This is a genomic window from Amycolatopsis sp. NPDC058986 (assembly GCF_042741125.1).
GTDB lineage: Bacteria > Actinomycetota > Actinomycetes > Mycobacteriales > Pseudonocardiaceae > Amycolatopsis.
In genome coordinates, this window is sequence record NZ_JBHYJW010000025.1 from 106,465 (window position 1) to 125,127 (window position 18,663).

Here is an 18,663-nt window from a genome sequence, read left to right on the forward strand (position 1 = left end):
ACCGGATGATCGAGATTCGGGAGGCCGGACCGGACGACGGCGACGTGCTCGGTGAGATCCACACTGCGGCGTGGAAGGTGGCGTACGCGCCGTCCTTCGATCCGGAGTTCGCCGAGCAAGCCCTCCGGAGCAGGCGAGGTCGCTGGCACGCACGGATCGCCGAAGGCGCGGGAACGCTGTTGCTCGGCGAACTCGACGGGCGTCCGATGGCGTTGTCCTATTCGCTCCCGTCTTCGGAACGGCCGGGTTTCGCCGAGATCTCCAGCTTCTACGGCCACCCCGACGGCTGGGGCAGTGGCATCGCCGCCGCGTTGATGACCGAGACGTTGCGGCGCCTGTCCGACGACGGCTTCGCCCAGGTGCATCTGTGGACGTGGCGCGACACTCCGCAGTCTCGCCGCTTCTACCGTAAGTGCGGCTTCAGCGAGTCCGGGGAGACACGTCTCTTCGACTACGGCGCGGGCAACCTGATCGACCAGGTCGAATACTCACGGGCCTGCTGAGCGGGTCTCGTCGCCGGGAAGTTCTCCGGCGCTCGCGGTGTTGTCGCTGCACGTGACCTTTGCTGTGACCTTCGTCGGCGGGCCGACCGCCGTTCTCGAGCTGGGCGGCGCCCGGTTCCTCACCGATCCGACGTTCAGCGGCCCCGGCGTGCAGGGCGGTGCGCCCGGCCGTCCGCTGACCAAGACCGAAGAGCCCGCGCTCGGCGCGTCCGAGGTGGGCCGCATCGACGCGGTGCTGCTCTCGCACGACGAGCATGCCGACAACCTCGACCCGGCAGGCCGGGAGTTCCTGGCTTCCGTGCCGGTGACCTTCACGACCACCGGCGGGGCGTCGCGACTGGGCGGCGTCGCGCGCGGCCTGAAGCCGTGGGAATCCGCGCGGGTCGGCGCGGTCGAGGTCGTCGCCGTCCCGGCGTTGCACGGCCCGCCCGGCGCGGAGCCTGTGACCGGCCAGGTGATCGGCTTCCTGCTGCGCGGCGAGGATCTGCCGACGGTGTACGTGAGCGGCGACAACGCGTCACTGGACGTCGTGCGCGAGATCGCGGGCATCGCCGGGCCGGTGGAGTTCGCCGTGCTCTTCGGCGGCGCGGCGCGGACAGCGTTGTTCGACGGCGCTCCCCTGACGCTGACCAGTCTCGACGCCGTCGAAGCCACCCGGATCCTGGCGGCCGACGTGGTGGTCCCGCTGCATCTGCGTGGGTGGGAACACTTCAGCGAAGGCCCCTCGGACATGGCTTCCGCGTTCGCGGCGGCGGGGTTGGCGGACCGGCTGCGGCTGCTCGACCCCGGCGAACGCGCCGTGTGGTAACCGGCCGCGCTGGGCTCGGTGCCCGCGCCGCATGGTCGCGGGCAGCCCAGCGCGTGGTGACGGCGGCCCGGCGCGTAGAAACTCTAACCGCCGAGCGCGCCGCGTGGTGATCAGCCGTCCCGGCGCGTGTGAGAGGCTCGGGACATGGCGAAACCGAGCGGGCTGCAGGTCCGGAACATCATCGCGGCCGTGCTGATGGCGGCGGCGTTCGTGTGGAACCTCGTGATCGGCGGCCCGTGGTGGGTCAGCGCGATCGTCGGCGTCGCCTTCGTCCTCTCCATCGCCTCGGCCTACCTCAACCGCCCCGGCGCCCGCTGACCTGCTTTCCCCCGCGCGGCGTGTGCTGCCCCGGCTTGTGCTGAAGGACGCCTTCGGTGCGTTCGGCGCGCTGAAGGGCGCTTTCAGTGCGCTGGATGCACTGAAAGCGCCCTTCAGCACACCTGCCCCAGGTGACCGTTTTGCCGCCGCTGCCCCGGTCTGCTGTGCCGGTAAGTCCACCTTGCGGGCGTCTGACGCCTGCAAGGTGGCCTTACCGGCAGTCGACGTGCCCGCGGGTAGCGGCGATTCGTTCGCGTCACCGCGGATGCGGGATGGGTGTCCCTCGGCGGTGGTGCGCCAGCCCGGATGCCGCGAATGCGTCGTTCGGGACATGGGTCGGCCGAGCATGTCCCGAACGCGTCGTTCGGGACGATCAACGTCTCCAGCGCGTCGTTCGGGACACAGCCTCCACCGGCGGACGTGCTGTGAGGGACCCCTTACCAGCGCTCAACACCGGTAAGGAGTCCTTCACAGCAATCACCGCCACCCTTGCCCGGCACGGTCCGTGAATGCCACATTGAGGGACTCTGAGTCCCTCAATGTGGCATTCACGGACACCAAGCGCACGAACGGACCGCTCGCGACACCCCGCCCGCCCGGGCATCGAGATTTCCTTGTCCCGTAAGGGTTTCCGGAGCCATCCACAGCACAGGTCGCATGTGGACAATCCCCGGCCCCACGTCCGATCGCCGGGATTTTGTCGTACCGGGGCGATAGACTGTTGCAGGGCTGCCCCCCTTGGGGAGGGTGGGGGAGGGGGTTAGGCGCGAGGGGGGTCAGGAAGTGGTGTCGCGGTAGCGGGTTTCCAGGGTGGCGCGGCCTTGGGGGGTGAGGTCGCCGTGGAGGCGGAGGCGGGCGAGGCCGCCGTCCGGGTAGATGTCGAGGCGGGCTTCGGTGATCTCGGGCGAGCCGGGAACGGCGAAGCGGTGGCGGGTGTCGGGTTGCAGGCGGGTCTTCGGCAGCACCGGTTGCCAGGGGCCGTCGCCGTCGCGGCCGCTCAGTGCGGCCCAGCCGGGGGCGTTGCCCTTGAGGTTGCTCGTGTCCAGGTCGACGAAGCGGACGACGCCGGCGCCCGCGAGGCGCACGGTCACCCAGTCGTTGCCGTCGTCGCGGCGGCGCGCGGTTTCCCAGCCTTCGGCCTGGTGTGCGGCAAAGCCGGGTGAGAACAGGTTGCTCGGCGACGAGTAGAACATGTTGCTGCAGCCGGTGCACTCGGCGCCGTTCTCCAGCGCCGCCAGGTCCAGCGCGCCGGGGTCCAGCAGCGCCGGATCCGGCACCGGCGAGCCGTGCACCCGCAGCCGCGCGACGCCGCCGTCCGGGTGCATGGTCAGCCGGACGTGCGTGTAGCGCCGGGTACCACCCACAGCGAAGAGGTTCTCCGTGTGTCCTTCGGCGGGCGCCCGGTCCACCAGGGTGTCCCAGTCCACTTCGGACAGTTCGGCAGCGGACGGGTACCCAGGGACAGCGCAGGCCTCGACGGAGACGAACGGCGGATAGTTCCCCTTGAAGAACGCCGTGTCGACGACGACGCCGGAGACCACGCCGGCCAGCCCCAGCCGCAGCACGGCCTGGTCGTCGCCCGGCGAGCGGTGCCGCCGGGTCTCCCAGCCGTCGTACACCTGGCCCCGCGGCCCGAAGGTTTCCGGCCGATGCTCCGGTTTCCACGGGTTGACCAGGTTCTCCTTCTCGGCGAACAACTCGTCGGTCGCCCACATCACGGTCCCGCCGAAGCGGCGCGAGGCCAGATCCGGCTGAGCTGTCCATTCCGGACGGTCGTACGGCACGTTCGCCTCCAGGTCAGCAGTTCCCACGTTCCAGCAGCATCCCACGCGGTTCCTCGCCGACCGAGGCCCCGCGCAGCCAGGTACTCCGCACCACGCCGGCCAGCGGACGCCCGTGGTAGGCGCTCACCGGGTTGCGGTGCTCCAGTTTCGCGACGTCCACGACAAAGGCCTCATCCGGTGCGAACACGCAGAAATCGGCGTCGCAGCCCACGGCCAGCCGTCCCTTGCGCCGCATGCCTGCCTGCGCCGCGGGACGCGCGGCCATCCAGCGAACGACGTCCGTGAGCGTGAACCCGCGTTGCCGTGCCTGCGTCCACACCGCGGGCAACCCGAGCTGCAGGCTGGAGATCCCGCCCCACGCCAGCCCGAAATCCCTGCTGTCGAAGCATTTCAGCTCCGGCGTGCACGGCGAATGATCACTCACCACGCAGTCGATCACGCCGTCCGCGAGCCCCTGCCACAGCCGCTCCCGATTGGCCGCCTCACGGATCGGCGGACAGCATTTGAACTGCGTGGCGCCGTCGCGAATCTCCTCCGCGGTGAAGGTCAGGTAGTGCGGGCACGTCTCCGCACTCACCGCGACACCCGCGGACCGCGCGGAGGCAAGCAGGGCCAAAGCGTCCGAAGAGGACAGATGGAGGATGTGCGCCCGCGCCCCCGCCCGGCGAGCCTCCTCGATGACCTGCGAGATCGCCGTGTTCTCCGCGACGCGCGGGCGCGAGCGCAGGAAGTCCGCGTACTCCGGCCCGTGTGGTTCCGGGGCGCTGTCGATCTCGTGCGCGTCCTCGGCGTGCACGATCGTCAACGCGCCAAGCGAGGCCAGCTCCCCCATCGCCGAAGCCAGCCCGCGCGCGTCCAGCGGCGGGAACTCGTCGACGCCGGAATGCAGGAGAAAACACTTGAACCCGAACACTCCGGCCTCGTGCAGCCCTCGCAGCTCGGCGCGGTTACCGGGGATGGCACCGCCCCAGAACCCGACGTCGACGTGCACCCGTCCCGCCGCGGCCCGGCGCTTCACCTCCAGCGCCGCGACGTCGACCGTGGGCGGAAGACTGTTGAGCGGCATGTCGACAATCGTGGTGACCCCGCCCGCCGCCGCGGCCCGCGTCGCCGTCTCGAAGCCCTCCCATTCGGCGCGGCCGGGATCGTTGACGTGCACATGCGTGTCGACCAGGCCGGGCAGCAGCACGACGTCCGGGCCGAGGCCCAGCACCCGATCGCCGTCCAGCGGCGCGTCGAAGGGTTCGAGCGCGACGATCCGGCCGCCATCGACACCGATGCTCGCGGCGACCTCGCCGTCCTCGGTGATCGCCCGCGCCGCGCGTACCACCAGCTCCATCCGCGAATCCCTTCCCCGCACGGGTTTTCCCGGTCCAGAATGGCACGCCGATCAAGCCCGAGCCTGCTAACGTCGGTTCCGTGCCGACCGACCTCGCCGCGTTCAACACCGCCGACGCCGCCCGGGTCCGGCCGCTGCTGACCGCCTGTTTGGCGGTACCCCGCTGGGTGGACACACTGCTCGCGGGCAGGCCGTACCCCGATCTCGCCGCGTTGTTCGCGGCCGCCGACCAGGTGACACCCCTGATGCCGGGCGAGATCCGCGACGCGATGTCCGCGCATCCCCGCATCGGTGAGAAACCCGCGAAAAACGGCGACGCGGCCGAATGGTCCCGTTCGGAACAGTCCGGTGTGGACGACGCGGCCGCGGAGGCGTTCGCGGGCGCCAACGCCGAATACAAGGCCAGGTTCGGCCACGTCTACCTGGTGTGCGCGAACGGCCGTGACGGCGAGGAGCTGCTGACCGACCTCGTGCACCGGCTCCGCAACGACCCCGAAACCGAACTCCGCAAAGCGGGCGAGGAACTCGCGAAAATCGGCAGGCTACGGCTGGAAAAGGCGGTGACGTCTTGAGTCTCATCACCACGCACGTCCTCGACACGGCGGCGGGCAGCCCGGCCATAGGGATCGCCGTCCGGCTGGAACACCACGACGTCGCGGGCTGGAGCCCCGTCGCCGAGGGCCGCACCGACGACGACGGTCGCGTCCGCGAACTGGGCCCGGACACCCTCGCGCCCGGGACCTATCGGCTGCTCTTCGAGACCGGCGCCTACCTCGGCCAGGACGCGTTCTTCCCCGAGGTGACGATCGCCTTCCGGGTCGCCGACGGTTCGGCGCATCACCACGTGCCACTGCTGCTGAGCCCGTACGCGTACTCGACCTACCGAGGGAGCTGATCGTGGCCGTCTCGCTGGGCCCCAACCAGTACGGCAAGGCCGAGGTCCGGCTGGTCACGGTGCGCCGGGACGGGCCGGTGCACCACCTCAAGGACCTCACCGTGTCGACGGCCCTGCGCGGCGACCTGGCCGCGACGCATCTGACCGGCGACAACTCGGCCGTCCTCGCCACCGACACGCAGAAGAACACCGTCTACGCCTTCGCGAAGCAGCAGCCGGTCGGCGAGATCGAGGACTTCGCGCTGCGGCTGGCCCGGCATTTCGTCGCGACAACCGAGAAGATCACGGGCGCGCGTATCGCCATCGCCGAACACGGCTGGGACCGCATCCCTGTCGGCAACACCGGACATGACCACGCGTTCACCCGCTCCGGCGGGGAAAGCCGCACCACGACGGTCACCGTGGAAGACGGCCGCGCGTGGGTGGTGTCCGGTGTGGACGGTCTCGTCGTGCTGAAATCCACCGGCTCGGAGTTCCACGGCTTCCCCCGCGACCAGTACACGACGCTCGCCGAGACCGACGACCGCATCCTCGCCACCGCCGTCACCGCGCGCTGGCGTTATCAGAACGACGGGATCGACTGGGCGGCGGCGCACGAGGAGATCCGGCGGGTCATGCTGGAGACGTTCGCGACCAAGCACAGCCTGTCACTCCAGCAGACGTTGTACGCGATGGGCGAGGCCGCGCTGCGCGCACGTCCCGAAGTGGCCGAGATCCGGCTTTCCCTGCCGAACAAGCACCACTTCCTGGTCGATCTGGCCCCGTTCGGGCTGACGAACGACAACGAGGTCTTCTACGCCGCGGATCGGCCGTATGGGCTCATCGAGGGCACGGTGCTGCGCGACGACGCCGAAGACCCCGGCCCAGCCTGGAGTTGATAGACCGCTCTAGCGTGGGCGTATCCTGAGCGGGTGGCAGGGACCAAGGACCGCATCATGGCCGCCGGCGCGGAGTTGTTCCGGCGCAACGGGTACACCGGCACCGGCGTGAAGCAGATCGTCGAGGCCGCGAACGCCCCGTTCGGCTCGTTGTACCACTTCTTCCCCGGCGGGAAGGAGCAGCTCGGCGAGGAGGTCATCCGCACCTCCGGGATGATGTACATCCAGGTGCTCGAAATCTTCCTCGAACCGGCGCCGGACCTGGTCAGCGGCATCGAGGCGGCCTTCGCGGGCGCCGCGGCCACGCTGCGCGAGACCGGCTACGCCGACGCCTGCCCCATCGCGACCGTGGCGCTGGAAGTGGCCAGCACCAACGAACAGCTGCGGATCGCGACGGCGGACGTGTTCGAGGCGTGGCTCAAGGCGGGCACCGAGCGGTTCGGGCAGTTCGGGCTGGGCGAGGACGCCGCGCGGACGTTGACGATGACGCTGGTCACCAGCCTCGAAGGCGCGTTCGTGCTGAGCCGCTCGCTGCGCAGCACCGAACCCATCGCGATCGCAGGCTCCGCCGTCGTGGACGTCGCGCGCCGTCTCCTCGCCGAGGCATGAGCCGTCAGGGGACGGTGACGAGGGCCTTCCCGACGACGCCCTGTTCGACGGCGCTGTGCGCGTCCGCGAGCCGACCCAGCGGGAAGCGATGGAGCGGCAATCCGGCCTCTTCCCCGACTCGCAAGGCGCCCGCAGCCATCGCCGCCGTGACATCGGCGACCGCGTGCTCCTTCGCCATCGCCGGGACGGTGTAGACGAAAACCCCCTGCCAGCGCAGGTTCGACGGAAGCGTTTCGAGCACCGGCACGGAAAGCGGTTCCCCGGCGTTGCCCGAGTAGAAGGCGATGACGGCGCCCGGCGCGGTGACCGCGACGTCGAGCGCGGCGTTGGCGGCGGGCGCGACCTCCACGATGATGTCCACACCCTGCGGCGCGACGGCCCGGATCTCCGTGACGGCGTCTCGCGCGCGGTAGTCGATCACGTGATCCGCGCCCGCCGCGCGGGCCAGCGTGGCCTTGGCGGGCCCGCTGACCGTGGTGATCACCCGCGCGCCCGCCCAGCGGGCGAGCTGGATGGCCGCGTTGCCGACCGCGCCCGCACCGCCCGCGACCAGGACGGTGGTGTCGCGCAGGGCGCCCGGTGCGATCCGGCCCGGTCCACCGTCGGCGACCGTCAGCGCGCGATGCGCGGTCAGGGCCGGGATCCCGGCGGAAGCGCCGAGTTCGAACGAAGCGTGGTCAGGCAGGGCGACGGCTTGCCGGTCGGGGACGAGCGTGTACTGCTGCGCCGTGCCCCAGGCCCGCTGCCACGCGGCTTCCCAGATCCACACGCGCTGCCCGATCCGGTCCGCGTCGACGTCCGGGCCGACGGCGTCGATCACCCCGGCGCCGTCCTGATGCGGCACCTGTTCGGTGATCCCGGCGGGCAGCTCACGCTGACGGCTCCGCCAGTCCGTGGGGTTGACGCCGGAGACGTGCACTCGCACCCGGACCTCGCCCGGCCCCGGCTCGGGCACCGGACGTTCGACCAGCTCGAAAACCTCGGGACCACCTGCGGCCGTCCTGACGACGGCCTTCATCGCACCCACCACACTTCCGCCAACCGGCATGATCATCGGCGTATTCCCCAGGCCGTGAAGGCCTCCTTACCGGCGCTCAGGGTTGTGAAGGAGGCCTTCACGGAACGTCGCGCTACTCGCCGTTCTTGGGTTCCGGGGCCTCGCTGCGAACGTCCCAGCGCACGCTGGTGACCGACGGCTCCAGCGAAAGCCTGCTCACCGCCGACTCCATCTGCTTGTCGTCCCGCTGCTCCGCCGACAGCTCGGCCCGCACCTCGACGAGCCCTTCGGTCTCGGTGTTGCTGCTCTGCACCGAGGCGAGCCGGAAGTCGGTCCGGCCGAGCGCCTGGACCAGCAACGCGCGCACGTGAGCCTCGGAATCGTCCCGGGTCACCGCGCGGAAGTCGTAGACGGACGGCGTTTCGTCGCCGGATTCCGGCCTGCGGTCGATCGCCCGGCCCAGCGGGCGCAAGGCCAGGTTGACCGCGACGACCACGACCGTCCCGGCCACGGCTACCGAGTACAGCCCCGCTCCGGCCAGCGAACCGACGGCCGCCGAGCACCACAACGTCGCGGCGGTGTTCAGGCCGCGGATCGAAAGCCCGTCCCGCAGGATGACGCCCGCGCCGAGAAAGCCGATACCGGACACGATCTGCGCGGCGACCCGCGTCGGGTCCGCCGTCCCCGCGAGCCCGCCGAAACCATAGGACGAGAGCAGCACGAACAGCGTCGCACCCGCCGCGACGAGCGCGTTCGTGCGCAGGCCCGCCATCCGTGCGCGGTACTGCCGTTCGACGCCGATGACGACGCCGAGGCCCACCCCGGTCCCCAGCCGCAGCACCATTTCCACAGTGGTCATGCACACGGCCTTCGATCTCGGAGTAGCGCCCCGGGGACAGCGCGCCCAGTAGACCGCACCCCGATCACACAGTCAAATACTTGCACAAGTAATTGACCGTACGTTCACCGTGTGTTCCCCGTTCCGGTGAGATGCTCCGGCCGCACGGGAACGCGGGTGAGCGCGAGACCGGTCGCCGCGCGGATCGCCGCGACGATCGCGGGTGTCGAGGAGATCGTCGGCGGTTCCCCGACCCCGCGCAACCCGTAGGGCGCGTGCGGGTCAGGGCGCTCCAGCACGTCGATCGTCATCGGCGGCATGTCCAGCACGGTCGGGATCAGGTAGTCGGTGAACGACGGGTTGCGGATCCTGCCGCCGTCGATCTGGATCTCCTCCATCACCGCGAGCCCGAGGCCCTGCGCGGAGCCGCCCTGGATCTGGCCGAGCACGGCCTGCGGGTTGAGCGCCTTGCCGACGTCCTGCGCGCAGTCCAGCGCGACGACCTTGACCAGCCCGAGTTCGATGTCGACGTCGACCACCGCGCGGTGCGCGGCGAACGCGTACTGGACGTGCGCGGTGCCCTGCCCGGTCTCGGGATCGACCGCCGCGGTGGGCCGGTGCCGCCACTCCACCGTCTCATCGAACGCCACGTCCGCCAGCACCTCGGGCAGATCGGCAAGGACCCGGCCGTCCGCCGCGACGACCTTCCCTCCGGCGAGCCGCAGCTTTCCCGCCACGCCAAGGACTTCCCGCGCGTGCCCGGTCAGCTTGCCCCGCACGGCCGTGCACGCGGCCCGCACCGCGCCGCCGGTGACGTAGGTCTGCCGGGACGCCGACGTCGAGCCGCCGCTGCCGATCGACGTGTCCATCGGCAGGATCGTCACCCGCTCGACGCCGAGTTCGGTCCGGACGATCTGCTGCATCACCGTGACGAGCCCCTGGCCGACCTCGGCCGCGGCGGTGTGCACGGTCGCGGCCGGTTCCCCGCCGACGAGTTCCAGCCGCACCCGCGCGGTCGAATAGTCGTCGAACCCTTCGGAGAAACAGACGTTCTTGATACCCACCGCGTAACCGACCCCGCGCACGACGCCCTCGCCGTGAGTCGTGTTCGAGACACCACCGGGCAGCCGCCGCAGGTCGAATTCCTCGTTCCCGGCAGGCATCGGCATCGCCCGTACCCGGTCCAGCAGCTCCGCGACCGGCGCGGCCGAGTCGACGATCTGCCCGGTCGGCATGGTCGAGCCCTCGCTCATCGCGTTGCGGACGCGGAGTTCGACCGGGTCGAGGCCGCAGGCTTCGGCCAGTCTGTCCATTTGGGACTCGTAGCCGAACGCCGCCTGCACCGCGCCGAACCCGCGCATCGCGCCACACGGCGGGTTGTTCGTGTAGACACCCCAGCAATCGACCGTCACGTTGTCCACTGTGTACGGTCCGATGCCGAGTGTCGCCGCGTTCGCCACCACCGCGCCGGTCGAGGACGCGTACGCGCCGCCGTCGAGGTAGATGCGCGCCTTGACGTACACCAGACGCCCGTCGCGATCCGCGCCGTGCTCGTAGTACAGCTTCGCCGGATGGCGGTGGACGTGGCCGTAGAAGGATTCCTCGCGGTTGTAGACCATCTTGACCGGCTTGCCGGTGTGCAACGCCAGCAGACAGGCGTGCACCTGCATCGAGAGGTCTTCCCTGCCGCCGAACGCGCCGCCGACCCCGCCGAGCGTGAGCCGCACCTTCTCCACCGGCAGGCCCAGCGCCGCGACGATCTGCTGCTGATCGACGTGCAACCACTGCGTCGCCACGTAAAGGTCGATGCCGCCTTCGGTGTCCGGCACGGCAAGCCCCGACTCCGGGCCCAGGAAGGCCTGGTCCTGCATGCCGACCTCATAGACGCCGGAGACGACGACGTCGGCTTGCGCGTCCTGCTCGCCGCGCCGGACCTTCATGTGCCGCACCACGTTCCCGTCCGCGTGCAGCCGTGCCCCTTCCCCGGCGGCGGCGGATTCGGCGTCGGTCACCGGGGCCAGCACGTCGTAGGTCACGGAGATCCGGGCGATCGCGCGGCGCGCGGTCTCCGGGTGGTCGGCGGCGACGAGCGCGACCGGCTCGCCCTGGTAGCGCACGACGTCGTCGGCGAGCACCGGCTGGTCGGCGTGTTCGAGGCCGTAGCGATTCACGCCAGGAACGTCCTCGTGCGTCAGCACGGCGTAAACCCCAGGCACCGCAAGTGCTTCCGCGATGTCGATGCCGGTGATGCGCGCGTACGGATGCGGGCTGCGCAGCGTCGCGCCCCACAGCATGTCCTCGTGCCACAGGTCGGACGCGTAGGCGAACTCGCCGCGGACCTTGCCGACGCCGTCGGGCCGCTGCGGGCTGGCACCGACCCCGCTCGCGGTCCCGGCCGCCGCCTCCGTGGTGGTCATCGCCGTTCCCGCAGCCGGGCGCTCGCCGCGGCGAGTTCGCGGGCGATCGACGGCTCGTCGGCGTGGTCGAGCAGGCCGTCGCTCACCACCTGGCGCCCGCCGACGAACAGCCGCCGCACCGGTGGCGTCGTGCCCAGTACCAGCGCGGCCACCGGGTCTTCGATGCCCGCGTAGTGCAGCCCGTTCAGGTCCCACACCACGAGATCCGCGAGTTTGCCCTGCTCGATCGAGCCGAGTTCGCGTTCCCGCCCGAGGCAGCGCGCCCCGCCCATCGTGCCCATCCACAACGCCTCGCGCGTGGTCAGCGCACGCGGCCCGCCGCGTTGCCTCGCCTGCAACAGCGCCTGGTGCAGCTCCTCGCCCAGCCCGCCGGACTCGTTGGACGCCGCGCCGTCCGCCCCGAGCCCGACCGCCACTCCCGCGTCGAGAAGCTCGCGCACGGGCGCGATCCCGGCGCCGATGCGGCCGTTCGACGTCGGGCAGTGGCCCGCCCCGGTCCCGGTGGCGCCGAGGCGGCGGATGGCCTCGGGGGCGAGGTGGATGGTGTGCGCGAGCCAGACGTCGCCGCCGAGCCAGCCGAGCTTGTCGGCGTACTCGGCAGGGGTGCAGCCGTTCTCTTCGAGGCACTGCCGTTCCTCGTCGACGGTCTCCGCGAGATGCGTGTGCAGCCGGACCTGCTTGCGGCGAGCCAGCTCCGCAGCTCCGGTCATCAACGGCTCGGTGACGGTGAACGGCGAACACGGGCCCGCGGCGATCCGGACGTGCGCGTTCGGGGACGTGTCGTGGAAGCGGTCGATGGCGTCCTCGGTACCGAGCAACGCGGCCTCGGTCTCCTCGACGAGGTTGTCCGGCGGCAGCCCACCCTGCGATTCACCGCGATCCATCGAGCCACGCACGACGTGCAGCCGCACGCCGATCCGCTCGCGCGCGGAGGCGAGCGCCTCGACCTGGTCGCCCGCGTCGCGGGGGAAGACGTAGTGGTGGTCGGCGACGGTGGTGCAGCCGGTCGTGGCCAGCCGCGCGAGCCCGGCGGTGGCGGCCGTGTGCGTGATCGCGGCGTCGAGGTTCCCCCAGACCGGGTAGAGCGCGGTGAGCCATTCGAACAGCGTGTGGTCGGCGGCCATCCCGCGGGTGGCCCACTGGTAGAGGTGGTGGTGGGTGTTGATCAGGCCGGGCGTGACCAGGCAGCCCGAGGCGTCGACACGCCGGTCGGCCTCGGCGGGACCCGCGCCCGCACCGACGGCGGCGATGCGCTCGTCCTCGATGACGACGTGGCCCTTGTCGTACTCGGGACCGGTGACCGTGGCGATCGCGGCGTTCTCGATGACCGTCCTCATGCGACACTTCCCTTCGCGGCGAGCCGCACCGCGTCGAGGATCTTCTCGTACCCGGTGCAGCGGCACAGGTTCCCGGCCAGCGCCTCGCGGATCTCCTCGTCGCTCGGCTCCGGCACCCGGTTCAGCAGGTCGTGTGCGGCTACCACCAGACCCGGTGTGCAAAACCCGCACTGCACCGCCCCGGCGTCCACAAAGGACTGCTGGACCGGGTGCAGGGTGCCGCCGTCGGCGAGTCCCTCGACCGTGCGCACCTCGCGGCCCTCGGCCTGCCCGGCCGCGACCAGGCACGAACACACCGGCACGTCGTCGAGATACACCGTGCAGGAGCCGCATTCGCCCTGTTCACAAGCGTTCTTCGAGCCGGGGAGGCCGAGCCGCTCGCGCAGCACGTAGAGCAGGCTCTCACCCTCCCACACGTCGTCGGCCTGCCGCCGCTCGCCGTTGACCGTCACGTTCACGCGCACCAGCGTTCACTCCCCCGTAACTCGTCCCAGGCCCAGCCCAGCGTGCGCCGGGCCATGACCGACAATGCGTGCCTGCGATACGCGGCGCTGCCGCGGACGTCGTCGATCGGCGAGGCGGCCTCGGCCACCAGCTCGCCGAAACGGCGTTTCACGGAGTCCGTCAGCGGCGCCCGCGACGTCCAGGCCAGCTCCGCTTCGAGGAACCTTTCGGCCGCCCGCGCCCGGCACGGAGTCGGTGCGGCGGAGCCGATCGCGGCGCCGGCCTCCGCCCGATCGGGCCGCAGGGACAGCGCGAACGAGCAGACCGCGATGACCATCGCGTTGCGTGTCCCGACCTTGGCGAACTGCTGCGGACCCGCCGCCGCGGGCAGGAGGATCGCCGTGATCAGCTCGTCCGGTTCGAGCGCGTTGCGTTTGACCCCGCGATAGAAGTCCTCGGCGGCCAACGTCCGTTTCCCCCGCACGGAGGCGACTTCGACCCGGCCGCCGAGCGCGAGCAGCACGGGATGCGTGTCCCCGGCGGGCGAAGCGGCGCCGAGGTTGCCGCCGACCGTGCCCCGGTTGCGGATCTGCGGCGATCCGACGGTCCGCGACGCCATCGCCAAACCGGGCAGCAATTCACCCAGCTCAGTGATCACGCGGGTGTACGGGACGCCCGCGCCGAGCCGGACCTGGCCGTCCGAAGTGGACCAGTCGGCCAGTTCGGGAACGCGGTTCAGATCCAGCAACGCAGCCGGGCGCCGGTGGTCGAAATTGAGTTCCACCATGACGTCCGTGCCGCCCGCGATGGGCACCGCGTCGGGATGTCCGGCCTTCGCGGCCAGTGCGTCGGCGAGGGAAGCGGGCCGCAGGAAATCCACGCTGGAGCTCCTTCACAGGGTCGATGCTCCAGTAGACGCCAAGTAGCGGCACAGCGCCAACAGTGCCGGAGTACAAAACCTGACCCCGGAGAACGGCCGTCTTCTTTGTGCTTTCCTCCAAAGCCCGGCAGGCCGGGACAGTCACATGAAGATCTTGACCAGCTGGTCCCGCCCGTCCGGATCGCGCACCAGGACCTGGTTGCCCGCCCGCAGTTCGGCGTCGACGAACTCGTAGATCAGCAGCGCCCGGTTGACCAGGTCGACCTTTTTCAGGCCGGTGCGCTCCTGAAGCTTGCCCAGCGCGCCGGCCGCCTCGGCGATCAGCGCGACGTTGACGCGTTCGACGGCGGCGGGACGCCCGGTCTCGGTCTTCTCGGCGGAGGTCATGCCGCTCCTTCCCTGCGACAGCGTGCCGCAGCCTCATCGTGGCAGATCAACCACGGTTTCTCCACATTTTTTGCAGCGAATATGTGCGCGATGGGTTGTGATCTTGTCCAGGCTGACCGTAGAGTTCAGCCGGTCCGTTCCTCCCGAGCGGGCAAAGCCCTGACACAGGACCGTTTCCATGCGACGGCGCCACGGAAGTGCGACCACTCACTTCCCCGTGCGAGGGCAAGACCGGACGACTGCTGCGACGCGGGGGCGCCGCACCGTCCGGTTGCCGGCGAGATCGCCGGGCTCGATGGCTGACATCAGGCCGTTGACCCGGCGAAACAGTGGGAAAGGGTACGACGCATGGGTACCGAAATCGCGGGCGCGGAGGAGTCCACGCCCCAGGGAGTAAGGACGGACCGGGAAGACACACCGACCCGGTTCGCACGCGTCAGGATCGAGACGTCCGAGGTGAAGGCGGAGATGGCGGTGCCGTCGAGCCAGACCCGACGACTGCTCGTCACGATTCTCGACGCGCTGGTCGTGCTCGGGGCCGTCCTCGGTCCCGTGCTCACCCTGGAAGTGGTCCCCGCGACCTTTCCGACGTGGGCGACGGCGGGAACGATCGGAGGCCAGCTCGCCATGCTGGCGTTCGTCGCGTTGTCGGTACACCACCAGGACAAAGCCGGGTGATCAGCACTTGAGGGGGCGTCTCTCCTGGCGCCCCCTCTGCCTTTTCCCGGGTCGAACGCCGGGCACGTTCGGCGTCGACCGGCGTCGCAGCAGGAAAGGCGTGCCCAGCAACAGGATCCCGGCCAGCGCGAGGGCCGCTCGCGGCCCGGTGAGCTGGGCCAGGAGACCCCACGACATGGTGAGCACCGCGATGCTCGTGCTGGTGCTGATCGACCACGCGGTGAGCACCCGGGCGCGCCGGTCGGTTTCGGTGTGGTTCAACCGGTAGGCGGACGAGACGGAGCTGAAGAGGCTCGCGCAGACGATCAGCCCGAACTCGGTGACCATCACGATCCCCAGCCCGGCCACGCCCGGCTGAATGAACGCGAGTCCCAGCGGCCAGCAGGCGCGCAGCGTGCCGAAGACCCGCAGCACCCGTTGTTCACCCCAGCGCGCGACGACGCGGCGGGCGAGCCGTGAGCCGATCAGGCCGCCGATGCACGGAACGGCGAACGCCAGCCCGTACTCCCAGACTCCGAATCCCAGGTGGGAGAGCATCAGCACCGACAACAGCGGCTCACCGGCCATGATGAACCCGTTGACCAGCATGGTGTTCAGGAACAGCCGGCGCAGCGTGTCGTGGGCGAGGATGTACCGCCAGCCCTCGACGATGTCGCTCCACCGACGCGTCGACGTCTTCGGCGGCGCGGGCTGCTCGGGTTGCCTGATCGCGATGATGCCGAGCGCCGAGAGAAGGTAACTCACCGCGTCGATGACCACGGTCGCCACCGGCCCCAGCAGCCCGATGACGGCGCCGCCCACGGGCGGTCCGACGACCGTGGCCGACCAGGTGGTGGACTCGAACCGGCTGGTGGCCACCAGAAGCCTGTCGGCGGGGACGATCGTCTTGAGATACGCGCCGCCGGCGGCGGTGAACGCGATCTTCGCCGCCGCGGTGACGACGGAGATCACCAGAAGCTGCGCGAAGGACAACACGTCCAGCCAGTAGGCGAGCGGCAGGGTCGCCAACGCCGCGAAGCGGACGACGTCCGTCACGATCATGACCGGCCGTTTGGCACGGAACTCCATCCACGGCCCGAGCGGGACCGCCAGCAACGCCCCGATCAGGAGCCCGGACGACGACAACGCCGCGACCTCCGCCGAGCCCGCGTGCAGCACCACGATCGCGACGACCGAGAACGCGCCGAACCCGAGCCCGGTCCCGTACGCGCTGACCGCGTACGCGGCCCACAACCACCCGAACGCCCGGCCCATGTCCACCCCCTGTTTCCGGGGAAAGGGAAGCCGATCGGCGGGCGATGGCACCAACAACGGATCGAGCGGCGTGTCACAACAGAACGTTGTGGCGCTACGTTCTCTCCGTGGATCTCGTCGCGGTTCGTACCTTCCTCGCCGTCGCTGACACGGGCCAGTTCCAAGCCGCCGCCGACGAACTGGAAGTCACCCAGCAAGCGGCGTCGCGGCGAGTCGCCAACCTCGAACGGGAACTCGGCGTCCAACTCTTCGTGCGGACGGCCAGGGGCGCGCGCCTCACCGTCGACGGGCAGGCGCTGCTCCCCCACGCCCGTGAGCTTCTGCGCGCCGCCGAGCGCGCCACCGCGGCCGTGACTCCGGGGCGCCGGGCGTTGCGGGTCGACGTCGTCAGCCGTCGTGTCGCGCCTTCCACCGTGTTGCGCGCTTTCTACCAGGAACATCCGGACATCGAGCTGGATGTCGTCGCCCTGACCAGCTCCGACGCCCCGACGGCGCTGGCCGAGGTCAGCGCGGGCACCATCGACGCCACCTTCCGTTCCCTGCGGGACTTCGGGCTCAGGGCTCCGGCCGGGCTGCGGTCGGCGCGTGTCATCGACGACCGGCACGAAATCCTGGTCGGCCCCCGGCATCCGCTGGCGGGCCTCTCGGCCGTGACCCCTGCCGAACTCGCCGGGCACCCGATCTGGATGCCCGGGATGACCGATGAGCCGATCGGCTACTACGAGGATCTGGCGAAGGCGTTCGGGCTCACGATCGACATGACCGGGCCGGTCTTCGGGATCGAGACGCGTCTCGCCGAGATCGCCACGTCACCCTCGCGCGCCACGTTCATCGGCGAGGGGACGCGCTATCTCTGGCCGGAAAGCTACGACCTGCGCCGCGTCCCGATCGTCGACCCGGTCCTGGTCTACCCGCTCCGGGTCGTCTGGCGAGCGGACAACCCCCACCCCGTCCTGGCGAGCTTCCTCGACTACCTCCACTCCCGGCACCAGGCGACGTCCGCTGCCGACGCCTGGGTCCCCGACTGGGCCCGGTGAAGGTCCGTGAATGCCACATTGAGGGACTCTGAGTCCCTCAATGTGGCATTCACGGACTTGCGACGTCAGCTCACGCGGCGGGCGTAGCGGTCGAGGGTGGCGCGGTCGAAGGGGAGTTCGGACGCGGCCAGGGCTCCGCAATCCAAGCCCCGCAAGAGATACGACGCCAGGGCCTGCGCGGTGGCGGGCTCGTCGAGGACGCCGCTGTCGACCTTGTCGACGTAGTCGCGAAGCCGCGTCACGGCTGCGAGGAAGCCTTCGCGGAAGAAGGCGTACGTCGCCGCGTAGCGCGTCGGGAGCTGATGCGGGTGCAGGTCCCAGCCCTGGTAGAACCCACGTTCCAGCGATCGGCGCACCAGTCGCTGGTGTTCGGCCCACGCCGAGGGAAGCGCGTCGCCGATCGGCAGACGGTTGGTCGAGCCGTCGGACAACCGGACCCCGGTGCCCGCCGCCGAGACCTGCATGACCTGCTTGGCGAAATCGGCCGCCGGGTGGTCCATGCTCTGGTACGCGGCGCTGATCCCGAGCCCGGCGCTGTAGTCGTACGTCCCGTAGTGCAGCCCCGAACACCGGCCCGCGGCGGCACGGATGATCCGCGGGACCGCCACCGTGCCATCGGTGTCCACAATGGACTGAGACGTCTCGATCTGGACCTCGAACCGCAACGTCCCCTCGGCAAGGCCGTACGCGGATTCCAGGCTCGCCATGACGTCCGCCGCCACCGAGACCTGCTCGACGGCGGTCACCTTCGGCAACGTCACCACGAAACCAGGCGGCAACGGTCCGTTCTCAAGCAGCCCGGACAGGAACAGGTCCAGCGTCCGGATTCCGCGCCGTCGCGTCGCGGCTTCGAAGCTCTTGAACCGGATCCCGACGAACGGCGTCCCGCCGGTGGTGGCCAGAGTCCGCCCTGCCGCGAGCGCCGCCGCGTCTTCGACGTCGTCGGGCACCCGGCCGTAGCCGTCCTCGAAGTCGATCCGCAGGTCCTCGATCGGCTCAGTGAGCAGCTTTTCCCGCACCCGGTCGGCGATTTCCGGGGCCAGGCCGAGGAGTTCGCCCTGTTCGACGAACACGCGCATGGCCTGCTTGCCCCAGTCCGCGACCAACCGGGCGCGGTACTGCGACGCCGGGACGTACACCGTGTGGACCGGCTGACGCCCCGGCGCCTCGCCGGGGTACGCCCCCGGCGGGCCCCCGTGCGCGCGAAGCCGGGACGGGTACGCGCCGGGGGATCATACAAATTCGAGAAGTTCCCGTACG

The 18,663-nt window shown here is 70.4% G+C and carries 19 protein-coding genes and 1 pseudogene; 9 read left to right on the forward strand and 11 right to left on the reverse strand.

Annotated features, from left to right (window positions below; translation table 11 throughout):
- The first annotated feature begins 5 nt into the window (after positions 1-5).
- From ACFW0G_RS22670 to ACFW0G_RS22680, 3 genes are all read left to right on the forward strand, one after another.
- Positions 6-503 (forward strand): GNAT family N-acetyltransferase, encoded by a 498-nt coding sequence (locus tag ACFW0G_RS22670; RefSeq protein ID WP_378327349.1) that lies wholly within the window; start codon positions 6-8, stop codon positions 501-503.
- A 52-nt stretch (positions 504-555) separates the two neighbouring features.
- Positions 556-1,311, forward strand: a complete 756-nt coding sequence (locus tag ACFW0G_RS22675; protein WP_378327350.1) for an MBL fold metallo-hydrolase — start codon at positions 556-558, stop codon at positions 1,309-1,311.
- A gap of 144 nt (positions 1,312-1,455) precedes the next feature.
- On the forward strand, positions 1,456-1,629 hold the full coding sequence (locus ACFW0G_RS22680) for a hypothetical protein (RefSeq protein WP_378327351.1): 174 nt from the start codon (positions 1,456-1,458) through the stop codon (positions 1,627-1,629).
- 776 nt (positions 1,630-2,405) lie between these two features.
- On the opposite strand, the gene alc is transcribed toward ACFW0G_RS22680, so the two are convergent.
- Together alc and allB are read right to left on the reverse strand one after the other, a co-directional pair.
- Positions 2,406-3,425, reverse strand: coding sequence for an allantoicase (alc, locus tag ACFW0G_RS22685; protein ID WP_378327370.1), 1,020 nt, complete (start codon positions 3,423-3,425; stop codon positions 2,406-2,408).
- A gap of 1 nt (position 3,426) precedes the next feature.
- Entirely contained in the window at positions 3,427-4,752 is a 1,326-nt protein-coding gene (allB, locus tag ACFW0G_RS22690) for an allantoinase AllB (RefSeq protein ID WP_378327352.1), read from the reverse strand.
- 80 nt (positions 4,753-4,832) lie between these two features.
- Here allB and uraD point away from each other — a divergent pair, with 80 nt between their 5' ends.
- Genes uraD through ACFW0G_RS22710 form a run of 4 tightly spaced genes read left to right on the forward strand, consistent with a single transcriptional unit; the run spans position 4,833 to position 7,134 of the window.
- Positions 4,833-5,324, forward strand: coding sequence for a 2-oxo-4-hydroxy-4-carboxy-5-ureidoimidazoline decarboxylase (gene uraD / locus ACFW0G_RS22695; protein ID WP_378327353.1), 492 nt, complete (start codon positions 4,833-4,835; stop codon positions 5,322-5,324).
- Positions 5,321-5,647, forward strand: coding sequence for a hydroxyisourate hydrolase (gene uraH, locus ACFW0G_RS22700; RefSeq protein WP_378327354.1), 327 nt, complete (start codon positions 5,321-5,323; stop codon positions 5,645-5,647). The genes uraD and uraH overlap by 4 nt, the downstream gene beginning before the upstream one ends.
- Before the next feature lie 2 nt (positions 5,648-5,649).
- Entirely contained in the window at positions 5,650-6,525 is an 876-nt protein-coding gene (gene pucL, locus ACFW0G_RS22705; protein WP_378327355.1) for a factor-independent urate hydroxylase, read from the forward strand.
- A gap of 57 nt (positions 6,526-6,582) precedes the next feature.
- Positions 6,583-7,134: a TetR/AcrR family transcriptional regulator gene (locus ACFW0G_RS22710; protein WP_378327371.1), complete on the forward strand. Its 552-nt coding sequence runs from the start codon at positions 6,583-6,585 to the stop codon at positions 7,132-7,134.
- A gap of 4 nt (positions 7,135-7,138) precedes the next feature.
- Here the strand turns inward: ACFW0G_RS22710 and ACFW0G_RS22715 are convergent, their stop codons facing one another.
- The 7 genes from ACFW0G_RS22715 to ACFW0G_RS22745 form a co-directional block, all read right to left on the reverse strand.
- Entirely contained in the window at positions 7,139-8,152 is a 1,014-nt protein-coding gene (locus tag ACFW0G_RS22715) for an NADPH:quinone reductase (RefSeq protein ID WP_378327356.1), read from the reverse strand.
- 112 nt (positions 8,153-8,264) lie between these two features.
- Positions 8,265-8,990 (reverse strand): MgtC/SapB family protein, encoded by a 726-nt coding sequence (locus ACFW0G_RS22720; RefSeq protein WP_378327357.1) that lies wholly within the window; start codon positions 8,988-8,990, stop codon positions 8,265-8,267.
- Between the two features lie 104 nt (positions 8,991-9,094).
- Positions 9,095-11,386 carry a xanthine dehydrogenase subunit D gene (pucD, locus tag ACFW0G_RS22725; RefSeq protein ID WP_378327358.1) on the reverse strand — a complete coding sequence of 764 codons (2,292 nt, stop codon included), beginning with the start codon at positions 11,384-11,386 and terminating at the stop codon, positions 9,095-9,097.
- Positions 11,383-12,723: an 8-oxoguanine deaminase gene (locus ACFW0G_RS22730; RefSeq protein ID WP_378327359.1), complete on the reverse strand. Its 1,341-nt coding sequence runs from the start codon at positions 12,721-12,723 to the stop codon at positions 11,383-11,385. The genes pucD and ACFW0G_RS22730 overlap by 4 nt, the downstream gene beginning before the upstream one ends.
- Positions 12,720-13,187: a (2Fe-2S)-binding protein gene (locus ACFW0G_RS22735; RefSeq protein ID WP_378327360.1), complete on the reverse strand. Its 468-nt coding sequence runs from the start codon at positions 13,185-13,187 to the stop codon at positions 12,720-12,722. The genes ACFW0G_RS22730 and ACFW0G_RS22735 overlap by 4 nt, the downstream gene beginning before the upstream one ends.
- Positions 13,178-14,047, reverse strand: a complete 870-nt coding sequence (locus ACFW0G_RS22740) for an FAD binding domain-containing protein (protein WP_378327361.1) — start codon at positions 14,045-14,047, stop codon at positions 13,178-13,180. The genes ACFW0G_RS22735 and ACFW0G_RS22740 overlap by 10 nt, the downstream gene beginning before the upstream one ends.
- Before the next feature lie 141 nt (positions 14,048-14,188).
- Complete coding sequence (locus ACFW0G_RS22745) at positions 14,189-14,434, reverse strand: hypothetical protein (protein ID WP_378327362.1); 246 nt, start codon at positions 14,432-14,434, stop codon at positions 14,189-14,191.
- 348 nt (positions 14,435-14,782) lie between these two features.
- Between ACFW0G_RS22745 and ACFW0G_RS22750 the strand changes: the two genes are divergently transcribed.
- Positions 14,783-15,112 (forward strand): hypothetical protein, encoded by a 330-nt coding sequence (locus ACFW0G_RS22750; protein ID WP_378327363.1) that lies wholly within the window; start codon positions 14,783-14,785, stop codon positions 15,110-15,112.
- Here the strand turns inward: ACFW0G_RS22750 and ACFW0G_RS22755 are convergent, their stop codons facing one another.
- Positions 15,113-16,366, reverse strand: coding sequence for an MFS transporter (locus ACFW0G_RS22755; protein WP_378327364.1), 1,254 nt, complete (start codon positions 16,364-16,366; stop codon positions 15,113-15,115).
- Positions 16,367-16,473: 107 nt separating this feature from the next.
- Between ACFW0G_RS22755 and ACFW0G_RS22760 the strand changes: the two genes are divergently transcribed.
- On the forward strand, positions 16,474-17,403 hold the full coding sequence (locus tag ACFW0G_RS22760; RefSeq protein ID WP_378327365.1) for a LysR family transcriptional regulator: 930 nt from the start codon (positions 16,474-16,476) through the stop codon (positions 17,401-17,403).
- A 65-nt stretch (positions 17,404-17,468) separates the two neighbouring features.
- Here the strand turns inward: ACFW0G_RS22760 and ACFW0G_RS22765 are convergent.
- Positions 17,469-18,581 (reverse strand): annotated as a pseudogene (locus ACFW0G_RS22765) (DUF6986 family protein); the annotation flags it as partial.
- Between the last annotated feature and the right edge of the window lie 82 nt (positions 18,582-18,663).